Source organism: Xylophilus sp. PBN-3R (genome assembly GCF_057747805.1).
This window is the reverse complement of sequence record NZ_CM173225.1, coordinates 3,625,392-3,645,984: the sequence shown is the minus strand read 5'-3', so window position 1 is coordinate 3,645,984 and position 20,593 is coordinate 3,625,392. Positions and strand designations below refer to the sequence as shown.

Genomic DNA, 20,593 nt, shown 5'->3' with positions numbered 1-20,593 from the left:
AGCCATGTCGCTGAGCTACCGGGCCAGCCGTTTCCTTTCACGCTATACCGACCGGCGCATGCTGGCGCTGAAAGGCGAGGCGGGCGTCGTCAGTTTCACTTTCGACGATGCGCCCATGTCGGCCTGCGTCGCCGGCGCGGCGGCACTCGAACGCCACGGCGCCCGCGGCACCTGGTACATCGCCGGCGGCCTGACCGATGGCTTCGAACTGGGTCTGCCCTGCCATTCGGAAGCCGCCTTGCGCGACCTGCTGGCGGCCGGCCACCAGCTGGGCGCCCACAGCTTCGACCATGTACCGGTCGACCGCATGGACGCCGCCCGGCGTCGCAGCCAGCTCGACCTCGGCAACGGGTTCCTGGAAAACCTGGGCGTGGACCCGGCGACGATGGACTTCGCCTTTCCCTGGGGCGCGGTCACGGTGGGGGCCAAACGCGACTGCGCATTGCGCTACCGGTCGTCGCGGGTGACGGGTGGCGGCGTGCATGTCGGCTCGGCCGACTTGAACGCCCTCAAGAGCCATCGGTTCTACCGCTGCGAGCCCGACGGCGTCAGCTTCACGCAGGTGCTGGCCGAGACCGCCCAAAAACGCGGCTGGCTGGTGGTCAACACCCACGAGGTCGACGACGGCGACGGGCCATACGGCTGCACGCCGAAGGCGCTGGATCTGGCGGTGCGGCAGTCGCTGGATGCCGGCTGCCAGGTGCTGACGGTCGGGGCCGCGCTGGACTACTGGGCCGCCCGAGCCGGCTGAACCGCGTCAGGCCGTCAGGTCGTCTGGCCGCGCAGCTTGCGGATGAAACGGCGCAGGGCCGGCCAGCGTTTGGCGAATTCGCGGACCGTCTCCAGGTTGCGAGCGGTGTTGCCCAGCGAGCTGAACGACTGCGTCAGCGTGTAGAGCTTCATCTTTTCGTCGACCCACTGCTTCTTGTAGGCCTCGTCGCCGGCGGTCAGGTCGAACACCTTCAGGCCGTCCTCGATGCAGCGCCGCACCACCGCTTCCATCAGCAGCCGGCCGGGCGAGAAACGCGCCCATTCGTGGTCGTAGGTAGGCATCAGCCAGTAGTAGCGGTCGCCCCTGCGCATGCCCCAGTGGGTGGCGATGATGCGGTCGTCGAGCAGCAGCGCCGACATCACCGAATCGACACCCTGCAGCGGGCCGGCGGCCAGTCGCGAGAAGAACTCGCGGTAGCCGGGCAGGGCGAACGCGTCGATGGCGCCGCTTTCGTTCCAGCGGTGCGATTTCTGTTCGACCAGCGCGGCCATCACCCTTTCGCGCAGGGCGGGTTCTTCGATTTCGGTCAGCACCTGCACCTTGCCCAGTTCGGCCAAGCGCCGCAGCTGGCGTCGGCTGTCGGCGAACATCCGGGCCTCGCGGGCCGCGGCGAAGGTGGCGAAATCCGCCGGCAGACGCGCCGCGTTGGCGTTTTCGTCGTGGCGCGCGCCGGGCAGGGCGGCGAACGGGTTGGCAAGCTCGCCGATGGCGGACGGCATGCGGCGGGTGCGGATGATGTCCACCGAAGGAAAGATGCCCATGAAACCGTTCCACAGACGCGCGGCGTGGGCCGGCGTCAGCGCGCGGGCGAAGGCCGGGTCGATCAGCGGCGCCTGGTAGTCGAGCAGTTCGGCACCCATGAAACCCATCACCCGCAACAGGCCCTGGCGGCGCATGGCCAGCGGCAGCAGCAGCACGGTGGGGCCGTCGGGCGTGTCGGCGCGCAGTTCGCCGATGCAGGGCTTCCAGCCTTGCTGGCGGCCCAGGGTCTCGTACCAGGTCTTCACCCAGTCGAAGTTCTGGAAGGGCGTGCCCGCCAGGCGGTTCCAGGCGTCGCGCCAGCGCTCTTCCACCGATTCGAGCGAGCCGTGGACGGCCATGTGGAGCGAGGCGGGCAGGTGGGGTGTGGTGGCTTGCGCGACGGTGTCCTCAGAAGGCATGGTTGTCGCGCACCACGAGCAGAGCGGTCATCAGGATGATCTTGAGGTCGAGCATGAGAGACCAGTTGCGAATGTAGTAAAGGTCGAGTTCGACCCGGCGTTCCATCTTGTCGAGGGTATCCGTCTCGCCCCGCGCGCCGTTCACCTGCGCCCAGCCGGTGATGCCGGGCTTGACCTTGTGGCGCAGCATGTAGCCGCGCACCTGGCGACGGTACAGCTCGTTGTGCTGCACCGCATGCGGACGCGGGCCGACGATGCTCATCGAGCCGCCCAGCACATTGAAGAACTGCGGCAGTTCGTCGAGCGAGGTGCGGCGCAGGAAGGCCCCCACGGCGGTCACCCGCGGATCGTTGCGGCGCGCCTGCTGCACCGTGCCGTCGGCCGGCAGCGGATCGTTGCGCATCGACCGGAACTTGTAGACCGAGATCTCCACGCCGCCCGCCCCGTAGCGTTTCTGGTGGAAAAGCACCGGCCCCGGCGAACTGAGCCGCACCGCCAGCGCCGCCAGCAGCATCACCGGGCTGGCCAGCAGCAACAGGAAAAGCGACAGCGCGATGTCCATGGCGCGTTTGCTGACCCGGGCCAGGCCCAGGAAAGGGGTTTCGTAGGCGACCAGCACCGGCACTTCGGCCAGTTCGGCGTATTGCACGTGGCGCAGCCCCGCGGGCCGGTAGTCGGGCACGAAATAGATCGACACCACGGAATCCAGCATCGAGTCGAGCAATTGCTGCGCGCGCGGCCCGTGCGCACCCCGCAGGCCGATGAACACCATGTCGACCCGGTGGGTCAGGATCCATTCATGCGCCTTGGCGACCGAACCCAGCTTGCCCAGCCCGGCGGTGTTGACGCCGCGCGGCACCTCGCGGTCGTCGAAATATCCCAGCGGCGTGATGCCCAGGATGGGCGAGTCCTTCAGCGTGCCGGCCAGCGTGGCGGCTTCCTCGTCGAAGAACACGAACACCGCCTTGCGGCGCAGGCCCGGCGCGTTGTAGAGATGGCTTGCGGTGCGCCGGCACAGCAGCAGCAGCGGCAGCAGCACGAAGGGTGTGCTGATCAGCCAGCCCAGCATCACCAGCCGCGAGATCGTGCCTCCGAGCTTGGCCAGGTACAGCGCGAACAGCACCACCGCGAAGGTGACGGCCCATCGACGCACCAGCGAGCCGATCAGCTGGCGCCACTGCAGCCGCACTTCCAGCAGTTCCTGCCCCAGGTCGCGGAAAGCCACCAGGCCGATCAGCAGCCCCATCAGGGAGATGAAATCGAAGTTGTCGTAGTCGGCCCGCCAATACGCACCGACCCAGATCAGCAGGTTGACGCTCAGCGTGACCGCGCAGACGAATGAAACCGCCGCGTTGAACAAAACCGCGTGATGAGTTGACTTCTGCAGCCCCGACATGAGTGGACGGACGACGCCGGATCAGGGCCGTTCGGCCTGACGGTTCCGGATGCTGGCGGCGCGCTCCCGACGCAGCAGCCGCGCGAAACGCAGGCTCTGCACCAGGTAGCGACGCCACAGGCGGCGCGGCTCGCTGAGCAGGCGCCACAACCATTCGAAGCCGGCGCGCTGCATCCAGGCGGGCGCACGGCGTTTCCGGCCCAGCGCGAATTCGAGCGCCGCGCCCACGCACATCACCACCGAAGCGTCGATCTCTTGGCGATGGCCCATGGCCCAGCGTTCCTGTTTGGGCATGCCCAGGCAGGCGAAGACGATGGCGGGTTTGATCAGGGCGATGCGGCGTAGCGCCTCATGGCCTTCGGCGCCGTCGGGGTCGAACTGCATCGAGGGAGAAAACACCTCGGCCTGCAGCCCGGGGAAACGCGCCGCCAGTTCGGCCGACAACCGGGCTTCGTCGCCGGGCTGCCCGCCCAGCACGAAGATCGGCCAGCCACGCTCGCCGGCCCGGCGCGCAAGCCGCACGAACAGGTCGGAGCCGGTGACTCGGCCCGGCAGCGGCGTGTCGCTGAAATGGTTGCTGGCCCAGACGAGAGGCATGCCGTCCGCGAAGATCGCGTCGGCACTGGCGTACATCGCCCGGAACTCGGGCGTGGCGCGGTCGAGCCGGGTCAGGTGATCGACGTTGGGTGTCACCACCACGCAGGTCGGGCGTGCCGGCGATGCGGCGCGATTTTCGAGGGCCTCGGCCGCCTGCTCGAAGTCCAGCGCCAGGATGTCCAGGCCGAACATCGAGCAGACCGGCAGCAGCGGACGCTCCTTGGCATTCGGTTCGGCAAACGCAGGATGGGACGTGGGCAGGATGGGGGCGCTCATGGATGTCGGGTCGAGTGCCTCCGAGGTTAGCGTAACTTTCTGTTAGCGTCACTGTTAGGATGTGCACAGAGTTCTTTTGTACAGTTCTTTGTACCGCATTTGTATTGGCAGCCATGGCCCGTTTCTCGCCTTCCGAACTCGTGCCGGTCGTGTCCGTCCCGGCCGTGAACCCACGCATCGTTCCGGTGGTCATCATTTCGCCGGTGCGTGACGAGGCCAAATACCTGCGCCTGACGCTGGATTCCATCGTGTCCCAGACCTGCCGGCCCACCGAGTGGATCCTGGTGGACGACGGCTCGCGCGACGACACGCCGGAAATCATTGCCGAGTACGCCGCGCGTTATCCCTTCATCCGTCTCATCGCCCGCCAGGACCGGGGCTTCCGCAAGCTCGGCGGCGGCGTCATCGCGGCTTTCGAGTTCGGCCGGGAACGGATCACCTTCCACGACTGGCAATACATCGTGAAGCTCGACGGCGACATGTCGTTCGGGCCCAGGTACCTCGAACACATGCTGGCGCTGCTGGAAACGCAGCCAAGGCTGGCAGCGGTGTCGGGCAAGGTCTTCCGGTCCGAAAACGGCCGGTTCATCGAGGAAAGCCACGGCCGCGAACAGGTCGCGGGCCAGTTCAAGCTTTACAAGCGCGAGGCCTTCGAGGACATCGGCGGTTTCGTGCAGCACCTGGCCTGGGACGGCATCGACGTACACACCGCGGCCATGAAAGGCTGGGAAACGCTCAGCACCTACGACCGCGAGGCCTGGCTCTGGCACCACCGGGTGATGGGCTCATCCGACCGCGACCTGTTCGTCGGGCGCCTGCGCTGGGGCCGCGGCAACTGGTACCTCGGTTACCACCCGCTGTATGCCGTGGTGGCCGGCTTGAACCGCATGCGCGAAAAACCCTACGTCATTGGCGGATTCCTGATGATCGTGGGCTACTTCTGGGCCGCCATCCGCCGCCTGCCGCGCTATGACAACCCGGAGTTCCAGCGCCACCTGCGCGGCTGGCAGAACGGCCGGCTGAAGGACGCGATCAGCGGCAAGCTGCGCGAGCGCGACAGTTCCTGATCAGGCGCCGATCGCCGCCAGCGCCTCGGCGATGGCAGCCGTGCCCTGGGGCCGCACCAGCCGCGCGACTTCCTGGCCGTCCTTCAGGAACACCAGCGTCGGCCACAGCTTGACGCGAAACGAGCGGCCCAGCGGCCGACCGCTGCCGTCTTCCACCTTGATGTGCTGCACACCGCCACGGCCCTGCAGCGCCTGGCCGATCAGCGCCTGGGCTGCCTGGCAATGGCCGCACCAGCCGGTGCCGAACTCGAGCAGGGTGGCGCCGGCCATGGCGTCGATGTCGGTGCGGGCGGGGCCCGGGTTCTGATAAGCGTCGGTGCTCGCCATGGGGGAGTTCTCTTTCATGGATGTGGATACTGTCGCCCTGTTTTTTACAAGATTCCCCGAGAGCCCGCCATGCAGATCGAAGACAAACCCCCGTTCGACACGCCTTTCGAATGGATCGGCGGCGAAGACCGGGTGAAAGCCCTGGTCGAGCGTTTCTACGACCTGATGGATCTAGAACCCGGCTACGCCGCCCTGCGTGCCGCGCACGGCCCGGAACTGGCCAACGCACGCGAAAGGCTGTTCATGTTCCTCTGCGGCTGGCTGGGCGGGCCGCAGCACTACACCGACAAGTTCGGCCACCCGATGCTGCGGGCCCGCCACATGCCGTTTTCCATCGGCATCCGCGAACGCGACGAATGGCTGGCCTGCATGGACCAGGCGATGGGCGAGACCGGTGTGCCTCAGGCGCTGCGCGAACGCCTCAAGAAAAGCTTCTTCCAGACCGGCGACTGGATGCGCAACAAGGGCGTTTAAGCCGACGCCTTCTTGGGTCGCACCGGACGCAGCAGCACCACCAGTGCGCCGGCCCCGCCGTCGATCGGCCGGGCCTGGACGAATGCCAGAACTTCCTGCTTCTGGATCAGCCAGCCCTGTACCCGGCTCTTGAGCACCGGCGTCTTGCCGACCGAACCCAGGCCCTTGCCGTGCACCACCCGCAGGCACCGGATGCCCTGCCGGGCGGATTCACGCACGAACGCGCCCAGCGCTTCGCGTGCGCCTTCGGTGCGCAGGCCGTGCAGGTCGAGCTGGCGCTGGATGGCCCATTCGCCCTTGCGCAGGCGGCGGGTCACGTCCGGCCCCACGCCGGGCCGGCGGAAACTCAGGTTGTCGTCGGTGTCCAGCAGGGTGCTGGAATCGAAGTCGTCGCTGATCGATTCGAGCAGCACCCGGGCTTCGTCCAGCATGTGCTGCACCGGGATCGGCGGCGGCAGTTCGGGCTCGAAGAAGACCCGGCCGCGGTCGGGCAAGGGGTGCACCTTGCCGACGGCCTTGGCGAACACATTGCGCTGGGCTTCGCGGCGCGCCATGGCGGCGGCGCGGGCGGCTGCCTCGGCTGCCTCGCGCGCCTTGCGGTCGGCCAGCTCGGTGCGAATGGCACGCAGGTCGTCGAGCGCATGGACGGTGATCGAACGTCGTGCCTGGCTCATAGGTAACCTGCCTCGGCCATCGACAGGGACAGGCCCTGCGACACGATCATGTGGTCGAGCACCCGGATGTCGATCAGCCCCAGCGCGGCCCGCAGGTTTTCGGTAAGCGCGTGGTCGGCCTTCGACGGCTTGACGCCACCGCTGGGGTGGTTGTGGGCCAGCACCACCGAACAGGCGTTGTGGTGCAGCGCCCGCAACACCACCTCACGCGGATACACGCTGGTGACGTTGAGCGTGCCGCGAAACATTTCCTCGAAGGCGATCAGCCGCTGCTGGGTGTCCAGGAACATCACCGCGAATACCTCGTGCCGGTTGGCCGCCAGCTGCAGCTGCACGTAGTCACGCACCGCATGGGGGCTTTCGAACACCGGTTTCTCGCGCAGGCCCTGGGCCATCACACGGCGAGCCAGTTCGAGCACCGCCACCAGTTCGGCCCGCTTGGCGGTGCCGCCCAGGCCCTTGAATTGCCGCAGTTCTTCGGCCGTGGTGTGCAGCAGTCCGGAGATGCCGCCGAAGCGGTCGAGCAGGTCTTGCGCCATCTGCAGCACGCCCCGGCCGGGCAGGCCGGTGCGCAGGAGCAGGGCCAGCAGTTCGGCGTCGCAGAGCGCGGCGGCGCCACGCGCCAGCAGCTTTTCGCGCGGGCGGGCATCGAGGGGCAGGCTCTGCACGGTCATCGGCAACTTCCGGTGAAACCGCCCCGGCACACCCCGCAAAGAACGGATGCCGCCACTGGAAAAGGGCAGTTTTCTACAATACGGGCCAGTTTATAGGGTCACGCATGTCCTCCCCCACCGCTTCCGAAGTCCCCGTCGTCGAGCCCGGCTCGTTCCTCACGTTGCATTACCGGCTGTCAGGTCCGGCGGGCGACATCATCAACACCTTCAACGACAAGCCGGCCACGCTGTCGCTGGGCACCGGCGAACTTTCACCCGCCGTCGAGCAGCGCCTGATGGGCCTGCCCGAGGGCACCCACACATCCTTCGAACTGCCGGCCGGAGCCGCCTTCGGCGACCGCAATCCCGACATGCAGCAATGGGTGGCCCGCAAGCTGCTGCGCGAACTGGGCGACCCGGACGAGCAATACAGCGTCGGCGACGTGGTGCAGTTCCCCACGCCCGACGGCCAGGGAAGTTATGCCGGAGCGGTGAAGGAGCTGGGCGCCGACTCGGTGCTCTTCGACTTCAACCATCCGCTGGCCGGCCAGCCGGTGACCTTCGAAGTGCAGCTGATCGGCGTGCTGTGACCCCATCGACTTCCACCGTCAACGAGATATTGCTGGCCGAGCCGCGCGGTTTCTGCGCCGGCGTCGACCGTGCCATCGAGATCGTCGAAAGGGCGCTGGCCAAGTTCGGCGCGCCCATCTATGTGCGCCACGAGATCGTGCACAACACCTTCGTGGTCGAGGACCTGAAGCAGAAGGGCGCCATCTTCATCGAGGACCTGAACGACGTGCCGCCCGGCGCCACGCTGGTGTTCTCGGCCCACGGCGTCAGCCGCGCGGTGCAGGAAGAAGCGCGGGCCCGCGGTTTCTCGATCTTCGACGCCACTTGCCCGCTGGTCACCAAGGTGCATGTCGAGGTCGCCAAGCTGGCCAGGGAAGGCTACGAATTCATCATGATCGGCCACAAGGGCCATCCTGAAGTCGAAGGCACCATGGGGCAGCTGGATCACGGCATCCACCTGGTCGAGGACATCGCCGACGTCGCCCGGGTGCAGCCGAGCCAGACCGAAAAACTCGCCGTCGTCACCCAGACCACCCTGAGCGTGGACGACGCCGCCGGCATCAGCGCGGCGGTGCGCGCGCGGTTTCCCAAGGTGCGTGAACCCAAGCAGCAGGACATCTGCTACGCCACCCAGAACCGCCAGGACGCGGTGAAGATCATGAGCCCGCAGGTCGAGCTGCTCATCGTCGTCGGCAGCCCCACCAGCAGCAACAGCAACCGCCTGCGGGAACTCGCCGAACGCCTGGGCACCACCGCCTACATGGTGGACAACGCGGGCGAGCTGAAGGAAGCCTGGTTCGACGGCGTGCAGCGCGTCGGCCTGACCGCCGGAGCATCCGCCCCGGAAGTGCTGGTGCGCGAGGTCATCGACCGCATCAAGGCGCTGGGCGCCGTCGCGGTGCGGCGCATGGACGGCATCGAGGAGACCATCAAGTTTCCGTTGCCCAAGGGTTTGCGGATGGACGAAGGCTCAAGCCCAGGAATCTAACGCCGGCTCGTCGGCCAGCACCTGCAGCAGATCGCCCCGCGACACGAAACCGCACAGCCCGCCGTCGGCATCCACCACCGGCAGGCCGGGCAAACCGCTCTGCAGCATCACCTTGGCGACCAGATGCACATCGGTGTCCGGCAGCGCGGCCGGCACCGGTGACGCCATCACGTTGCGCACCGCCTGGTGCGGGTCGGCCAGCCCTTTGAGGATGTGTTCGCGCCCCAGCAGCCCGACGAGCTGCTGGCGTTCGTCCAGCACCGGCGCCTGGCCCACGTTTTCGCGGCCCATCCAGGCGGCCGCCTCGAACAGCGTGGCGTCGGCCTGCACCGTGACCACCGTGCCGGTCATCACCTGGGCCACCACCTTCGGCAGCTTGCTGGGCGGCGCGGCCGCGTCTCCGTAGGCGGCCACCGCCTCGCTGGCCAGGTGGTTGCGCGGCGCGGCAGGGGGCGCGCTGCCGGAGCCGGGTTCTTCCTGCGGGTGTTCGTCCACCATGAAGGTATGCACCGCATCCAGCCTTTCGATGCGCTGCACCGGCACCACCGGCAGGTTGGCCGCGCTGCCGGCATACAGGCGTCCGGCAACGCCGTAGACGTGAAACATGCTGCTTTCTTTCGGTGATCAAGACTCTTTCGATCGTAGTGGCGACGAACCGGCCGGGCACAAAATTACAATCGCCGGATGCTCGACATCAACCTGCTGCGTCGCGACCTCGACGCCGTGCTGGCCCGTCTCCTGACGCGCCGCAACCCTCAATCCTTCCTCGACGTGGACGCCTTCCGTGCACTGGAGGCCGAACGCAAGACCATCCAGACCCGCACCGAAGAGCTGCAGGCCCGGCGCAACAGCCTGTCCAAGCAGATCGGCCAGCTGAAGTCCAGGGGCGAAAGCACCGACGCCGTCATGGCCGAAGTCGCCAGCCTGAAGGACGAACTGGACGCATCGGCCGCCCGCCTGGCCGCCCTGCAACCCGAACTGGAAGCCCTGCTGCTGGCCGTGCCCAACCTGCCGCATGCAAGCGTGCCGGTCGGCACCGGTGAAGAAGGCAACGTCGAAGTGCGCCGCTGGAGCCCCAGCGGCCTGGCGCCCAAGGCCTTCGACTTCCCGGTCAAGGACCATGTCGACCTGGGCACTCCGCTGGGCCTGGACTTCGACACGGGCGCCAAGATCGCCGGCTCGCGTTTCACCGTCATGAAGGGCCCGATCGCCCGCCTGCACCGTGCGCTCGCCCAGTTCATGCTGGATGTTCAGACCGAGGAACACGGCTACACCGAGTGTTATGTGCCCTACGTCGTCAACGCCGAATCGTTGCGCGGCACCGGCCAGCTGCCCAAGTTCGAAGGCGACCTGTTCGCGGCCAGGAAGGGCGGCCAGGACGGCGAGGCCGCCCCCGATTCGACCGCCTTCTACCTGATCCCCACCAGCGAAGTGCCGCTGACCAACTTCGTGCGCAACGAAATCGTCGCGGAAGACAGCCTGCCGCTGAAGTTCACCGCCCACACCCCGTGTTTCCGGTCCGAAGCCGGCAGCGGCGGCCGCGACATCCGCGGCCTGATTCGCCAGCACCAGTTCGACAAGGTCGAGATGGTGCAGGTCGTCCACCCCGAGCGCAGCTACGAAGCGCTGGAAGCCATGACCGGCCATGCCGAAGCCGTGCTGCAGAAGCTGGGGCTGCCGTACCGGGTGATGTCGCTGTGCACCGGAGACATGGGTTTCGGCGCGTCCAAGACCTATGACCTGGAAGTCTGGCTGCCGGCGCAGAACACCTATCGCGAGATCAGCTCGGTGTCGAACTGCGAAGCCTTCCAGGCGCGCAGGCTGCAGGCAAGGTTCAAGCCCAACCAGGGCAAGAACAACGAACTGGTGCACACGCTGAACGGTTCCGGCCTGGCCGTGGGCCGCACGCTGGTGGCCGTGCTGGAGAACTACCAGAACGCGGACGGCTCGGTGACGGTGCCGGCGGTGTTGCGTCCCTACCTGGGCGGCCTGGAAAAATTGGCTGCGTGATGGAAATTTGAGGAAATCTGGCAAATTTCCCTGCTAGAATCCGAGGCTCGACACACAGGAGAGGTGGCAGAGTGGTCGAATGTACCTGACTCGAAATCAGGCGTACGAGCGATCGTACCGTGGGTTCGAATCCCACCCTCTCCGCCAGTAAGTAAGCAAAATTGCGGCCTCCGGGCCGCTTTTTTGTTTGTACCCCACATAAAGCCCCACATCCCAAAAACGCACTGAGATGGGTGGCACTTCCGTTGAAGCCCACCTATAAGCAGTTTGCTGGACGTAGTGGAAAAAACGTCAATGAGGGCTTCGTCAAGCCGCGAGTTCCTGTGGGGGTATCAAGGTCATGCCTTGCCATTGGGAATGAGCCGCAGCCGGCTACGCGCGCTCGGACGATAGTTGTTGAGATGGGAGTTGATCGGGCTGACCGCGATGTGACGCGCGACTTCGAAAAAACCACCGTGCTTTTATGCTCTGCATGGGCGTCGGATGGTCGAAATTCTTATACCTGTATGCGTCGGCGTTTAGGCTCTTCAATTTCGGTTAGGGACATTTGCTGGTTTTGGCTCGGATTTCAAAGGGGGTGCGGTAGGTGGTGATGGTCGCACCCCCTTCTCAGGTGGTTCCGCGTACCCCCTTATCGTGAGCGCTGGCGCCGTCTTTCCGCCGGAGGGCTCCGCCCCTTTTCTTTAGAAAAGGGGACACAGCATAAGCAACGGTTCAAAGCATGATCAGTTGCTCGTCGCCGCGCAGCCGACCTCCTTTCACGACTACGAAGGCGAGATCCTTAGCTGCCTCCTGCGCGCCTATGGGCAGCGCGGCATTCCATGCCATCCTGTTCACCCGACCCGACCCGACCCGACCCGACCCGACCCGACCCGACCCGACCCGACCCGACCCGACCCGACCCGACCCGACCCGACCCGGTTTCGGTTTCGGTTTCGGTTTCGGTTTCGGTTTCGGTTTCGGTTTCGGTTTCGGTGCTTGATACAAAGTAACACAATAGTTAAGATTTACTTTTTACCTGTGTGAACTTGCGATGCGCCACTCCGTTTCTCTTCTAGCTCTGGTTGTTTTGGCAGGTTGCGGTGGTGGCGGAGGTAGCGTTGAATCAGTCGCCAATGGGGCCTCGCCGGCACCGGCACCGGCACCTGCTGTGGCCGCGCCACCGCCGGCCCCCGAGCCTGCGCCAGTGGCCGTCAACCAGATTCCGGTGGCACAAATCGCGGCACCTGCCGAACTGGCCCTGTCGCGCGTGCTGTCCCTTGACGCTGCGTCCAGCACGGACGCCGACGGCGACGCGTTGAGCTACCTGTGGACCCTCGACGAGTACCCCTCCGGCAGCTCCGCGTCCTGGGACGCACCGGTCCGGGCTGCCAACGGACTCATCAATAGACTGGCCACCGCGCAGCGCGATCCCCGGTTCATCCCGGACCGGGCCGGCGTTTACAAATTCAAGCTGACGGTATCGGATGGGAAGTCGTCCAGCGTGCCCGTATACGCCATCGTGAATGTATCGGCAGGCCCCACACCGGCGCCTCTGCTGACCTTCCGCGCCGACCTAACGCGCAATGGCGTGGCCAATGGAATCTATGGCACCGGTGGCGACTGCCGCCTCATGCGTCCCGAGGCGCAGTTCGACAACTTTTGGGATTTCACCGGTTTGACCCTGTTCCAGTCGAATTGCCCGAGCTTTTCGGGGAACGGGGCCACATCGGACATCGAATTTCAGAGTTCCAGCTTTGGCAGCACCAGCATTTCGTCGCTGGCTTACATGCCAACTCCTACGGCGACCTACGATCCCTGGGCCTCCATGCCCACCCGCACAGCGACGCTGCGATATGCCGATATCTCGACCATCACGGGTTACGACGTGGCCTATGCTTTGAGCCCCGCGCTGCTCGCCCAGACCAAACTCGGCCGTGCGGGCGGTTATTCCACGTACACCGACTCAGTGCTGGAAGGCATGTACTGGCCGACTGCTACAAATCCGGGCTCGGTCAACCTCTACCCAGCGACCTACCGGTTCAGCGGGACCAACGTTCCCACCCAGGTACCGGACGGTTGGATCGCCAAGCCCGAAACTATAGTGACGCTGACACTTTCCGGCACGGGGTTCATCAACCAGCAGCCCGTGACCAGCAGCATTCAGGTTTCTAAGAAAACATATTCCACGCCGACTTTCAGCGATACGTTGGTGCCCAACCTAAACCGGGACGACTTCCCGCAATTCGCGGGTGGCTCTGCCATGTACACCATGAGGGTCGAGCATCGAATCATTTTTATGCGCAGTGGCGGTTGAGTCATCGAAACCATGATGGGGTAGGTGAAAAATTGCTTTGCGCCAACGCCTAAGCGACAGGACGTGGCTGGAGAATCGCGGGCTATCTCACGCGCACCTTTAATCCAACGTTCCGCGTGCCGATTCGTGGGCATGCCAGGTTGCTGCGCTGGAAGTGTCCAAGCATCAGCATCTGTCCGGCGCCTTGCCCGACAGTGATCATTGGCGAGTTGATACGCGGTTGCTGCTCTTTGACTTGGGGCAGCTCAACACGTCGTCGCTAATTACCGCCTTGCGTGCGAGGCAGTCCCTCAATGGCATCTAGTTGCTTGTAGACCGCTTGCCGCGTGACACGGTGGCCCCTGATGAGGGAGAGGGCCTTCGCGGTGGAAGTCGGCGAGCGACCGCATTTGATATGCACGGCCCATAGTTGCAACCTAAGTTGGGTGATCTCATCCGGCGACTTCTGCCGAGATTTGTCGGGCTTCTTGAGGGCATGGTTGTAGATCCGGTCTCTCATATCAGAGAGGGCCGATGCGTGCAGTTGTCGGCGCTCCGCAGCTTGTGCCTTTGTGGGTAAGGTCATGAGCAAACGTCGCTGGTCTTCGTTGAGCCCTAAGCCTGCTGCCACGTAGTGCGCGAGGCGGTTTCCAAGGTATGCGGCGCGCCAGATATGGAAGATTCCTTGATGCCACCGGCGATCCGTTGTGGCATAGGTCCAGATGCGGCGCCAACCCGTCGATATGGGTCGCATGCGGCTCTGCCTACGAAGCCATTTCACATCCGCAGCAAAAGCTATGAAATCCATCTGAGGATCTCCGTAGCGGCACTCACCACGCAGAACTGGCGGAACACCAAGTTCTGTCAACCTGTTGTGGATGACCCAAGCCCGCAGTGGGCTAGACGAATGCGGAAGTCGGCTTAGCAGAGTCCCGGCCGATTGCTCCGAAACCTGTTTAACAAAAGCTGCAAGGCGACCTTTGTGCTCCAGTGCCAGTGAGCCTGCGGACTGAATCAGTTCAAGCTCATTGAAGATCAAGGTGGAGATGGGAAGGGCGCACAAAGTGCGCCCTTCATTCGCATCCTGACCGCATGGGTTCAGAATGCTATGCGTCATTGCAGCCTGCGCGCGTCGTCGTGGACCGATCCGAATTCGGCATCCAGGTTCGTCTGAATGACTACGTGCGTGTCACCCATGCCGGACACGCCCAGGAAGTCGCCGTAGCACCTGCCGCCTTCGATGACCTTGATCCTCAGCCCACAGGGATACGGAAGATCGGCAAGCACCCGCACATCAGACTCGGCAAGCAGATCGGCGTATTGGTCCGAGGAAAGATTAAACAGTTGCATGCTGTGCTCCCAGGTGACGCGCCGATTTCCAAGCTGCCTGCGCTTCAGCCAACTCATCGCAAAATTCCGCTGCGGCATGGTTCCACATCGCACACGCAAGATCACGGCGTGCCAGTTGGACCGATTCGCTGCCGCAGGGCTTTTCAAGCAGTTTTTCGATGTTTTTGCTAGTGCGATTCAGCTTCAACAAGGCTTTCACATAAGGGGTCATCGGCGCGCTCATCAGTGTGCGGCCCTCTTGCGCGAGCCGAGCCATTCGTCAAGTTCGCTGGAGATCCAGGCGCAGGTGCCCCGGTCAGTGAGGCGAATGGGTTTCGGAAGTGCGCCGGTAGGGTCTGCGCGAAGACGGTCAAAGGTGGCGAGGCTCATGTCCAAGTGCGCTGCCGCGCGCTTGCGGCGCATCAGTGCACCCTCGCGCTGGGCGGCCGGGGTAGCAGACAGGGTGGTCAAAACAGACTCCAGTGGTTAAGGAGCCGCTATGGTGCTCATGCGTCCTCAACGCGCATACGGAGACCAAGTGCACCTGAGACGGCTTGACCAGCCCTTACAGACGTGCAGGCATCACGAAGCAGATCCTCATACCCGTGGGTACGCATCAGTCCAAGCAATCGCGTGTGGTTTTCTTTACGTTCGCGGGCTGCTCGCCCATCCAAACTATCAGCGCCGAAAGCAAAATCGTACGCAACTTGATATCCGGCTAGGGCAGCTTGATAGGTGCCTTTTCTGTACCCCGTGTCGTCGCTGGGTGTGCCTTCGCTTTGGTTCAGGTGGGCTGTGAACTGCACCAAAATTTGCATCTCGTCGGCAACGCTCCAGGCTGGGGCGCGTCTATTACCTCCTTGCTCACCAGTCGCACCAAAGGATTCGCGCAACAGCGCATCCCGCTTGCGTGCCGGAAGTCCCGTCCCCTTTCGTCGCTTGAGCGCTGGCATCCTTTGCTCCTTACGCATTTCCTTCTTTTCCTGCTCATCGGCCAGCTCAAACTTCTTCTTGCGCTTTAGCTCCGCGTGTTCCTCCGATCGCTCCTCGTATCGAATGCGGTAGCGGAGAAGCGCTCGAAGCGCGTACGCCGCCAAGTGCGGCGTGAGCGGATTGGCCTTCATCTCTTCTATGGCCGGCGTACCGCCTGAATACGCAAGGTCAAGTACGTCGCAGACCTCCAGGAAGCGAGCGTGCGGGTCCTCACAAGTTGGGGCGTGCAGGGCGTCCAAAGCATCCTGCAGTGCTTGAACGTAGATTTCGGCGGGGTGCGCGTTGTTGAGCGAGGCGACAAACTCTTCTAAGGTCATGCGTATTTCCGGCTGGCTGGATTGATCGTGGACACAGTGGCGGGTGTGCGACGCAAATCGAGGAAGTTCGACCATGCCTGCATCATCGCGCGGCGCTTTTCCAGGGCATCGCCCCGCCGGTATGCCGCCTCCACAGCATTGCCGATGGTGTGGGCGAGAGCGAACTCAACCATGTCCCTTGGGTAGTTCGTGCGCTCCCCCACCCAGTCGCGGAACGTAGACCGGAAGCCATGTGGTACTGCATCGACGTCCATGCGCCGCATGACGGCGGTCAAGGTCATGTCGCTGAGTTTGCCCAGGCGCGGAGCAAAGAAAACGAAGGGCGAATCGCCGTCGGCGCGAGGCAGCGCTTTGAGAAGCTGCACAGCCTGACTGGAGAGGGGAACGCGGTGCTCTTTATTGGCCTTCATTCGCTCTGCTGGAATGGTCCACGTATTGGCCTGCAGATCGAACTCGTCCCACGTGGCGCCGCGAACCTCCCCGGACCGGGCAGCAGTCAGGATGGCGAACTCAAGGGCGCGCGCTGCCATTCCATCGCGTTGACGCAACTCTGTGACGAAGGTTGGTGCAGCGTCGATGGATACCGCCTTGTGGTGTTCGGTCTTCTGTATGCGGCTCGGGGTTGGAAGCAGGGACTTAAGGTGCCCTTGCCAGCGCGCCGGGTTTTCTCCATCGCGGTACTTGCTGCCTTTCGCCCAGTCCAGCACCTTCTCAATACGCCCGCGCAGGCGCGATGCGGTCTCAGTCTTCTCTTTCCAGATGGGCTGCAGCACCGCAAGGATGCTTGCCTCGTTGATGTCGCGGACAAGAACCTTCCCGATGATGGGGAAGGCGTAGGTGGTGAGTGTGCTGGTCCACTGGCTGCGGTGCTTGACGTTCCGCCATGCATCCCCATGCATTTCGATGTATTGGTCCGCGCACCACTGGAAGGTTTTCTCCGAGGTCTGTGCTGTGCGCAAGGTGCTCTGCGCGCGCTGGCGCAGCAGTATGGGGTCTTCCCCTGCCTCAATCGCCGCACGCGCTTGGCGGGCCTTTTCGCGTGCTTGCGCAAGGGTCACAGCCGGGTATCCGCCGAGGCCCATATCGCGCCTCTTTGCACCGACCTTGACTCGCAAGATCCAGGACCGCGCGCCGGACGCCATGATCTGCAAATGCAAGCCGGGCACCACACCAACTGCGACGAGGCCGGGTGCAACAAGGCGGCTGACTTCGATGGCTGACAACTCACGGGCTATACGAGGCATGGCAAAAGCTCTCAGCGCCCGGTCAAACCCAACATCCAACCCCACAAAGCGCCTGCGCTTGGATGCTATCAGATGGTTGGCTGTGAGGACGTTGGTCGCAACTCCTGAGAGTAGAAATGGCTGAAATGGACGAGCCATGATCTGCCGTGAGGATTCAAGAAGTTCGACGGAAGCGGAGACCCTCTCCGCCAAAATTGCTGACCCGATAGCTTCTTCACGGAGCGTCCGGAAAGCCCTAAAAGCCCCGCTAGCCGGGGCTTTTTTGCGTCTGATCTGCATGGGGTTGCCCTGTACCCATCGCCTCCGCTACAGTCCGCCGTCGCGCAAAAAACGCGGCCGGGATTGACGTCCTGAAAATTTAATTGAGCGGCATGGGCCGCGGCTACCGCAATGGGTTTGCGGCCTTTGCATTCGATTCGCTTTAGGGCGGCTCGGATGGGAGGGCTCACGCCCTACCGGTTCTTTTCCGCTCGGTTAAATCCGGCACGTCAACCTGTTCGAGCCGCCGCCATTTCATCTCCCTGATGACATGGCGGCGGTCTTCCCTTCGCGGAGCCAACGATCAGGAGGCCATGCATGAAGAACCCACCGACCCTCGTCCCCCCGTCACCCTCGGAGCCGGACAGCACCCGTTTCCTGCTGCGTGAGGTTTGTGCCCTTGCCAGCTCCGCCATCCGGGTGTCGCGCGACCGCCCCAACCTGATCCACGACGAGGACGACGACGACCGGGCCGACCGTATCCACCTGCTGCGGCAGACCCTGGCGCAGATTGGCTGGGTGGCGGATGTGGCCCTTAAAAAGATGGGCGACGGTGGCGTCTTCGAGAGCGCCGAAGACTGGATGCTGCCGGGGGTTTGATAGGTTCAGTGCCCTGCACCTGCTGCATGAAGGCGAGGCTCGATGTGTCGAGCCAGATCAGGCCCCAAGCCGCATTCAAGAGGTTTGTTCCTCATTACCGAGCAATCTCCACCAGTCCGTCGCGCTGTGAAGCACACGCAAGATGGAAACCTCGTCGTTGCGTGGCATGTAAAAAACCAGGTGGTTGTCGAAATTTCTAATGCGCCATTTCCGTATTCCATCAAGTGGTGGACTTCGGAACTTGAGCAAAGCACCCATGCCAGGTTGCCCCGCGAGATCGTTGAAGGTGGCCTCCGCATTGAGCAGGAAACGCTCCGCAACGTTCATCCCCGCATTTGCTTCGAGATAGTCGAAATGGTCCACCAAATCGGTTCTGGCAGCGGCTCGCAGATGGATGGTGGCCATCAGGATGCTTTTTTGCGCGCCTGGACCCTGGCCAAGGCCTCCGCGCGGATCTCCGTCCAGTCTGTTGCTGTCAGTTCGGTTTCAGCGCTCGCCAGTCCCTTCAATAACTGGGCTTCGAGTTGGTCTTGCGCCCGGCGTACTTCATCCGCGCGGATGAGTTCGCGCATGTATTCACTGGCGCTGCTGTAGCGACCTTGCGCAACCTGGCTGTCCACAAAGTTTTTCAAGGGTTCTGGTAGGGAAATATTCATGCTCTGCATGGTGCACCTCGCTTTTAGACACGGTGCCACGAATGGCATGAAATGGCAAAAATTGGCATGAATGGCCTTTTGGTATCGCATCCGGCACGTCCGTATTCGAATTCATGCATTTTTCTGTCGTAAAATATACGAAACATAGTCGTTTCATATACAAGGTCACCCGATGGGTCTAGTCAAGATTTCCGAGCCGATGCACGAAAACATCCGTGTCGCCAGCGGCGCCCTCAACCGCTCCATCAACGCGCAAGCCGAGCACTGGCTGCGCATCGGCATGATGTGCGAGCTGAACCCCGGCCTGGAATACGGCGAGATCTGCCGGCTGCTGATTCAGGACGAGATCAAGGCCGACGCGGCCATCCTGGCCATGCCGCAGAAGGCGCAAGCCTGATGACCCGCGGTGTGCCCATCCGCAGCGCTGCGGAAATCGACATGGCGCGTAATGCAGGCGGCCTGGCCGCCCGGGTGCTCGCCATGATCGGTCAGCACGTCAAGCCGGGCGTGACGACCGATGAACTCGACCGGCTGTGCCACGACTTCATCGTCGGCGCGCTGAATGCGGTTCCGGCCAACATTGGCTACCACGGTTATCCCAAGACCATCTGCGCTTCGGTCAACCATGTCATCTGCCACGGCATTCCGTCGGACAAGAAACTGAAGCGCGGCGACATCGTGAACATCGACGTGGCGCTGAACAAGGACGGCTGGTTCGGCGATTGCAGCCGCATGTATTACGTGGGTGAACCCACCACGCTGGGCAAACGACTGGTCGATACCACCTACGAAGCGATGTGCGCCGGCATTCGCCAGGTGCGGCCGGGCGCGACGCTGGGTGACATCGGGCACGCCATCCAGACGGTGGCACAGCGCGAACGTTTCAGCGTGGTCAAGGAATATTGCGGCCACGGCATCGGGCTGGTCTACCACGACAAACCGCAGGTGCTGCACTACGGCCGGCGCGGCGAAGGCCTGAAGCTGGAGCCGGGCATGATCTTCACCATCGAGCCGATGCTGAATGCCGGCAAGCCCGATACCCGCGAGTTGCCCGACGGCTGGACGGTGGTCACGCGCGACCATTCCCTGTCGGCCCAGTGGGAACACATGGTGGCGGTGACGGAGACCGGTTTCGAGGTGCTGACACCCTGGCCGGACGGGCTGGGCGATTACCCGCCGGTCGAGGCGGCCGCACAGGCCGCGGTCAGTCCTTGATCGCCAGCAGCGTCAGCCGTATCAGCAATACCGCCAAGGCAATGGCCAGGACGGTGTTCGAGATATTCAGATAGAACTGCGACTTGGCCTGGTAGGCCTGCACCGCGGCCTGGGCCTTGAGGCCCGCTGCACCGTTGAACTTGATCAGTTGTTCGAGTATCTCGGTGGTCACTTCGAATGACTGCGACGACTCCGACAGAAAAAGTTGCAGGGCAGCCGGATCGCCCGGCGGTGCGCCGAGCATCTGTTCGTCCAGGTTCAGGTAAATGTCGCGCTGGCGTTTGTAGGCTTCGTACATCACCCTTTCTTCATAGGGTGTGACGAGCGGTTCGTATTCCTTCTCGACCTGGGCGAGTTCCCTGATGTGCCGGGCCAGCGCGGCCCGGCAATCCATTTGCAGGCACTGGACGTTCTTCAGGAGAATGCGCGCTTCCATGCGGCGCACCTGGTTGAGGCGGCTGTGGATATTCGAGAGCGTGGTGACGCTGGGCAGCCAGTCGGTCGAGATTTCGCTGGTGGCGCGGTACAGGCCCTTGTTGAAGTAATAGGTGCCAAGTCCCGTCACCAGGCAGATGCCAAGGCACACGATGGCAAAACACAGCGTGACGATGCGCGTTGAAAAGCGGATTTTCATGGTGTTGGCGTGAATGCCGGCGAGGCGCTCGGCATGATTTGGACCCGGGACCGTAGGCAGGCTCCGCCATTATCCGGGCCTACCATGATCCGGCGATGGGTGTCGCTG

General features: G+C 63.7%; 27 protein-coding genes and 1 tRNA gene. 12 read left to right on the top strand and 16 right to left on the bottom strand.

The window, feature by feature from the left end; genetic code table 11:
- Window positions 1–4 precede the first annotated feature (4 nt).
- A complete protein-coding gene (locus AC3ANW_RS17380; RefSeq protein WP_488342096.1) occupies window positions 5–751 on the top strand; it encodes a polysaccharide deacetylase family protein in 747 nt (248 codons plus the stop codon).
- A 14-nt stretch (window positions 752–765) separates the two neighbouring features.
- Here the strand turns inward: AC3ANW_RS17380 and AC3ANW_RS17375 are convergent, their stop codons facing one another.
- The 3 genes from AC3ANW_RS17375 to AC3ANW_RS17365 are packed head-to-tail and all read right to left on the bottom strand — an operon-like array spanning window position 766 to window position 4,201.
- Window positions 766–1,932: a GNAT family N-acetyltransferase gene (locus tag AC3ANW_RS17375; RefSeq protein WP_488342095.1), complete on the bottom strand. Its 1,167-nt coding sequence runs from the start codon at window positions 1,930–1,932 to the stop codon at window positions 766–768.
- On the bottom strand, window positions 1,922–3,292 hold the full coding sequence (locus AC3ANW_RS17370) for an undecaprenyl-phosphate glucose phosphotransferase (protein WP_488342094.1): 1,371 nt from the start codon (window positions 3,290–3,292) through the stop codon (window positions 1,922–1,924). The genes AC3ANW_RS17375 and AC3ANW_RS17370 overlap by 11 nt, the downstream gene beginning before the upstream one ends.
- Before the next feature lie 57 nt (window positions 3,293–3,349).
- Window positions 3,350–4,201: a WecB/TagA/CpsF family glycosyltransferase gene (locus AC3ANW_RS17365; protein WP_488342093.1), complete on the bottom strand. Its 852-nt coding sequence runs from the start codon at window positions 4,199–4,201 to the stop codon at window positions 3,350–3,352.
- A 113-nt stretch (window positions 4,202–4,314) separates the two neighbouring features.
- On the opposite strand from AC3ANW_RS17365, the gene AC3ANW_RS17360 reads away from it, so the two are divergent.
- Window positions 4,315–5,268 carry a glycosyltransferase family 2 protein gene (locus AC3ANW_RS17360; RefSeq protein ID WP_488342092.1) on the top strand — a complete coding sequence of 318 codons (954 nt, stop codon included), beginning with the start codon at window positions 4,315–4,317 and terminating at the stop codon, window positions 5,266–5,268.
- Here the strand turns inward: AC3ANW_RS17360 and AC3ANW_RS17355 are convergent, their stop codons facing one another.
- Entirely contained in the window at window positions 5,269–5,595 is a 327-nt protein-coding gene (locus tag AC3ANW_RS17355) for a thioredoxin family protein (protein WP_488342091.1), read from the bottom strand.
- A gap of 69 nt (window positions 5,596–5,664) precedes the next feature.
- Between AC3ANW_RS17355 and AC3ANW_RS17350 the strand changes: the two genes are divergently transcribed.
- Complete coding sequence (locus AC3ANW_RS17350; protein WP_488342090.1) at window positions 5,665–6,069, top strand: group II truncated hemoglobin; 405 nt, start codon at window positions 5,665–5,667, stop codon at window positions 6,067–6,069.
- Here AC3ANW_RS17350 and AC3ANW_RS17345 read toward each other — a convergent pair.
- Both AC3ANW_RS17345 and radC read right to left on the bottom strand, forming a co-directional pair.
- On the bottom strand, window positions 6,066–6,743 hold the full coding sequence (locus tag AC3ANW_RS17345; protein WP_488342089.1) for a Smr/MutS family protein: 678 nt from the start codon (window positions 6,741–6,743) through the stop codon (window positions 6,066–6,068). The two genes, AC3ANW_RS17350 and AC3ANW_RS17345, sit on opposite strands and share 4 nt — an antisense overlap.
- The gene (radC, locus tag AC3ANW_RS17340) at window positions 6,740–7,417 is read right to left on the bottom strand and encodes a RadC family protein (RefSeq protein ID WP_488342088.1); all 678 of its coding nucleotides are present in this window, start codon (window positions 7,415–7,417) and stop codon (window positions 6,740–6,742) included. Before radC ends, AC3ANW_RS17345 begins: the two co-directional genes overlap by 4 nt.
- A gap of 104 nt (window positions 7,418–7,521) precedes the next feature.
- Here radC and AC3ANW_RS17335 point away from each other — a divergent pair, with 104 nt between their 5' ends.
- Together AC3ANW_RS17335 and ispH are read left to right on the top strand one after the other, a co-directional pair.
- Window positions 7,522–7,986, top strand: a complete 465-nt coding sequence (locus AC3ANW_RS17335; RefSeq protein WP_488342087.1) for an FKBP-type peptidyl-prolyl cis-trans isomerase — start codon at window positions 7,522–7,524, stop codon at window positions 7,984–7,986.
- A complete protein-coding gene (gene ispH / locus AC3ANW_RS17330; protein WP_488342086.1) occupies window positions 7,983–8,954 on the top strand; it encodes a 4-hydroxy-3-methylbut-2-enyl diphosphate reductase in 972 nt (323 codons plus the stop codon). Before AC3ANW_RS17335 ends, ispH begins: the two co-directional genes overlap by 4 nt.
- Here the strand turns inward: ispH and AC3ANW_RS17325 are convergent.
- The gene (locus AC3ANW_RS17325; RefSeq protein ID WP_488342085.1) at window positions 8,937–9,560 is read right to left on the bottom strand and encodes a CBS domain-containing protein; all 624 of its coding nucleotides are present in this window, start codon (window positions 9,558–9,560) and stop codon (window positions 8,937–8,939) included. The two genes, ispH and AC3ANW_RS17325, sit on opposite strands and share 18 nt — an antisense overlap.
- 78 nt (window positions 9,561–9,638) lie before the next feature.
- Between AC3ANW_RS17325 and serS the strand changes: the two genes are divergently transcribed.
- From serS to AC3ANW_RS17305, 4 genes are all read left to right on the top strand, one after another.
- The gene (gene serS, locus AC3ANW_RS17320; RefSeq protein WP_488342084.1) at window positions 9,639–10,964 is read left to right on the top strand and encodes a serine--tRNA ligase; all 1,326 of its coding nucleotides are present in this window, start codon (window positions 9,639–9,641) and stop codon (window positions 10,962–10,964) included.
- Window positions 10,965–11,021: 57 nt separating this feature from the next.
- Window positions 11,022–11,111, top strand: a tRNA-Ser gene (locus tag AC3ANW_RS17315).
- A gap of 655 nt (window positions 11,112–11,766) precedes the next feature.
- A complete protein-coding gene (locus tag AC3ANW_RS17310; protein WP_488342083.1) occupies window positions 11,767–11,946 on the top strand; it encodes a hypothetical protein in 180 nt (59 codons plus the stop codon).
- A 204-nt stretch (window positions 11,947–12,150) separates the two neighbouring features.
- On the top strand, window positions 12,151–13,260 hold the full coding sequence (locus AC3ANW_RS17305; protein WP_488342082.1) for a hypothetical protein: 1,110 nt from the start codon (window positions 12,151–12,153) through the stop codon (window positions 13,258–13,260).
- Between the two features lie 259 nt (window positions 13,261–13,519).
- Here the strand turns inward: AC3ANW_RS17305 and AC3ANW_RS17300 are convergent, their stop codons facing one another.
- From AC3ANW_RS17300 to AC3ANW_RS17275, 6 genes are read right to left on the bottom strand one after another with little or no spacing between them, the layout of a single operon-like run.
- The gene (locus AC3ANW_RS17300) at window positions 13,520–14,356 is read right to left on the bottom strand and encodes a hypothetical protein (RefSeq protein WP_488342081.1); all 837 of its coding nucleotides are present in this window, start codon (window positions 14,354–14,356) and stop codon (window positions 13,520–13,522) included.
- On the bottom strand, window positions 14,353–14,589 hold the full coding sequence (locus tag AC3ANW_RS17295) for a hypothetical protein (protein WP_488342080.1): 237 nt from the start codon (window positions 14,587–14,589) through the stop codon (window positions 14,353–14,355). The genes AC3ANW_RS17300 and AC3ANW_RS17295 overlap by 4 nt, the downstream gene beginning before the upstream one ends.
- Window positions 14,576–14,812 (bottom strand): hypothetical protein, encoded by a 237-nt coding sequence (locus AC3ANW_RS17290; RefSeq protein WP_488342079.1) that lies wholly within the window; start codon window positions 14,810–14,812, stop codon window positions 14,576–14,578. The genes AC3ANW_RS17295 and AC3ANW_RS17290 overlap by 14 nt, the downstream gene beginning before the upstream one ends.
- Window positions 14,812–15,039: a helix-turn-helix transcriptional regulator gene (locus AC3ANW_RS17285; protein ID WP_488342078.1), complete on the bottom strand. Its 228-nt coding sequence runs from the start codon at window positions 15,037–15,039 to the stop codon at window positions 14,812–14,814. The genes AC3ANW_RS17290 and AC3ANW_RS17285 overlap by 1 nt, the downstream gene beginning before the upstream one ends.
- 35 nt (window positions 15,040–15,074) lie before the next feature.
- Window positions 15,075–15,878 (bottom strand): hypothetical protein, encoded by an 804-nt coding sequence (locus AC3ANW_RS17280; protein ID WP_488342077.1) that lies wholly within the window; start codon window positions 15,876–15,878, stop codon window positions 15,075–15,077.
- Entirely contained in the window at window positions 15,875–17,401 is a 1,527-nt protein-coding gene (locus tag AC3ANW_RS17275; RefSeq protein WP_488342076.1) for a tyrosine-type recombinase/integrase, read from the bottom strand. Before AC3ANW_RS17275 ends, AC3ANW_RS17280 begins: the two co-directional genes overlap by 4 nt.
- 297 nt (window positions 17,402–17,698) lie before the next feature.
- On the opposite strand from AC3ANW_RS17275, the gene AC3ANW_RS17270 reads away from it, so the two are divergent.
- On the top strand, window positions 17,699–17,980 hold the full coding sequence (locus tag AC3ANW_RS17270; RefSeq protein WP_488342075.1) for a hypothetical protein: 282 nt from the start codon (window positions 17,699–17,701) through the stop codon (window positions 17,978–17,980).
- Window positions 17,981–18,055: 75 nt separating this feature from the next.
- Here the strand turns inward: AC3ANW_RS17270 and AC3ANW_RS17265 are convergent, their stop codons facing one another.
- Both AC3ANW_RS17265 and AC3ANW_RS17260 read right to left on the bottom strand, forming a co-directional pair.
- Window positions 18,056–18,385 (bottom strand): type II toxin-antitoxin system RelE/ParE family toxin, encoded by a 330-nt coding sequence (locus AC3ANW_RS17265; RefSeq protein ID WP_488342074.1) that lies wholly within the window; start codon window positions 18,383–18,385, stop codon window positions 18,056–18,058.
- Entirely contained in the window at window positions 18,385–18,645 is a 261-nt protein-coding gene (locus tag AC3ANW_RS17260; RefSeq protein WP_488342073.1) for a type II toxin-antitoxin system ParD family antitoxin, read from the bottom strand. Before AC3ANW_RS17260 ends, AC3ANW_RS17265 begins: the two co-directional genes overlap by 1 nt.
- Window positions 18,646–18,808: 163 nt before the next feature.
- Between AC3ANW_RS17260 and AC3ANW_RS17255 the strand changes: the two genes are divergently transcribed.
- On the top strand, window positions 18,809–19,033 hold the full coding sequence (locus tag AC3ANW_RS17255; protein WP_488342072.1) for a ParD-like family protein: 225 nt from the start codon (window positions 18,809–18,811) through the stop codon (window positions 19,031–19,033).
- On the top strand, window positions 19,033–19,851 hold the full coding sequence (gene map, locus AC3ANW_RS17250; protein WP_488342071.1) for a type I methionyl aminopeptidase: 819 nt from the start codon (window positions 19,033–19,035) through the stop codon (window positions 19,849–19,851). Before AC3ANW_RS17255 ends, map begins: the two co-directional genes overlap by 1 nt.
- Here map and AC3ANW_RS17245 read toward each other — a convergent pair.
- Complete coding sequence (locus AC3ANW_RS17245; protein ID WP_488342070.1) at window positions 19,841–20,485, bottom strand: MCP four helix bundle domain-containing protein; 645 nt, start codon at window positions 20,483–20,485, stop codon at window positions 19,841–19,843. The two genes, map and AC3ANW_RS17245, sit on opposite strands and share 11 nt — an antisense overlap.
- Window positions 20,486–20,593 lie beyond the last annotated feature (108 nt).

Excerpts from the sequence above, each read along its gene's own strand:
- AC3ANW_RS17380 (WP_488342096.1), top strand. The coding sequence starts at position 5 with ATGTCGCTGAGCTACCGGGCCAGCCGTTTCCTTTCACGCTATACCGAC.
- AC3ANW_RS17290 (WP_488342079.1), bottom strand. The coding sequence starts at position 14,812 with ATGAGCGCGCCGATGACCCCTTATGTGAAAGCCTTGTTGAAGCTGAAT.
- AC3ANW_RS17265 (WP_488342074.1), bottom strand. The coding sequence starts at position 18,385 with ATGGCCACCATCCATCTGCGAGCCGCTGCCAGAACCGATTTGGTGGAC.
- AC3ANW_RS17270 (WP_488342075.1), top strand. The coding sequence starts at position 17,699 with ATGAAGAACCCACCGACCCTCGTCCCCCCGTCACCCTCGGAGCCGGAC.
- AC3ANW_RS17300 (WP_488342081.1), bottom strand. The coding sequence starts at position 14,356 with ATGACGCATAGCATTCTGAACCCATGCGGTCAGGATGCGAATGAAGGG.
- AC3ANW_RS17255 (WP_488342072.1), top strand. The coding sequence starts at position 18,809 with ATGGGTCTAGTCAAGATTTCCGAGCCGATGCACGAAAACATCCGTGTC.
- AC3ANW_RS17350 (WP_488342090.1), top strand. The coding sequence starts at position 5,665 with ATGCAGATCGAAGACAAACCCCCGTTCGACACGCCTTTCGAATGGATC.
- AC3ANW_RS17360 (WP_488342092.1), top strand. The coding sequence starts at position 4,315 with ATGGCCCGTTTCTCGCCTTCCGAACTCGTGCCGGTCGTGTCCGTCCCG.
- map (WP_488342071.1), top strand. The coding sequence starts at position 19,033 with ATGACCCGCGGTGTGCCCATCCGCAGCGCTGCGGAAATCGACATGGCG.
- AC3ANW_RS17335 (WP_488342087.1), top strand. The coding sequence starts at position 7,522 with ATGTCCTCCCCCACCGCTTCCGAAGTCCCCGTCGTCGAGCCCGGCTCG.
- AC3ANW_RS17245 (WP_488342070.1), bottom strand. The coding sequence starts at position 20,485 with ATGAAAATCCGCTTTTCAACGCGCATCGTCACGCTGTGTTTTGCCATC.
- serS (WP_488342084.1), top strand. The coding sequence starts at position 9,639 with ATGCTCGACATCAACCTGCTGCGTCGCGACCTCGACGCCGTGCTGGCC.
- AC3ANW_RS17375 (WP_488342095.1), bottom strand. The coding sequence starts at position 1,932 with ATGCCTTCTGAGGACACCGTCGCGCAAGCCACCACACCCCACCTGCCC.
- radC (WP_488342088.1), bottom strand. The coding sequence starts at position 7,417 with ATGACCGTGCAGAGCCTGCCCCTCGATGCCCGCCCGCGCGAAAAGCTG.
- AC3ANW_RS17280 (WP_488342077.1), bottom strand. The coding sequence starts at position 15,878 with ATGACCTTAGAAGAGTTTGTCGCCTCGCTCAACAACGCGCACCCCGCC.
- AC3ANW_RS17260 (WP_488342073.1), bottom strand. The coding sequence starts at position 18,645 with ATGCAGAGCATGAATATTTCCCTACCAGAACCCTTGAAAAACTTTGTG.
- AC3ANW_RS17310 (WP_488342083.1), top strand. The coding sequence starts at position 11,767 with ATGGGCAGCGCGGCATTCCATGCCATCCTGTTCACCCGACCCGACCCG.
- AC3ANW_RS17295 (WP_488342080.1), bottom strand. The coding sequence starts at position 14,589 with ATGCAACTGTTTAATCTTTCCTCGGACCAATACGCCGATCTGCTTGCC.
- AC3ANW_RS17355 (WP_488342091.1), bottom strand. The coding sequence starts at position 5,595 with ATGGCGAGCACCGACGCTTATCAGAACCCGGGCCCCGCCCGCACCGAC.
- AC3ANW_RS17325 (WP_488342085.1), bottom strand. The coding sequence starts at position 9,560 with ATGTTTCACGTCTACGGCGTTGCCGGACGCCTGTATGCCGGCAGCGCG.
- AC3ANW_RS17365 (WP_488342093.1), bottom strand. The coding sequence starts at position 4,201 with ATGAGCGCCCCCATCCTGCCCACGTCCCATCCTGCGTTTGCCGAACCG.
- AC3ANW_RS17275 (WP_488342076.1), bottom strand. The coding sequence starts at position 17,401 with ATGCAGATCAGACGCAAAAAAGCCCCGGCTAGCGGGGCTTTTAGGGCT.
- AC3ANW_RS17345 (WP_488342089.1), bottom strand. The coding sequence starts at position 6,743 with ATGAGCCAGGCACGACGTTCGATCACCGTCCATGCGCTCGACGACCTG.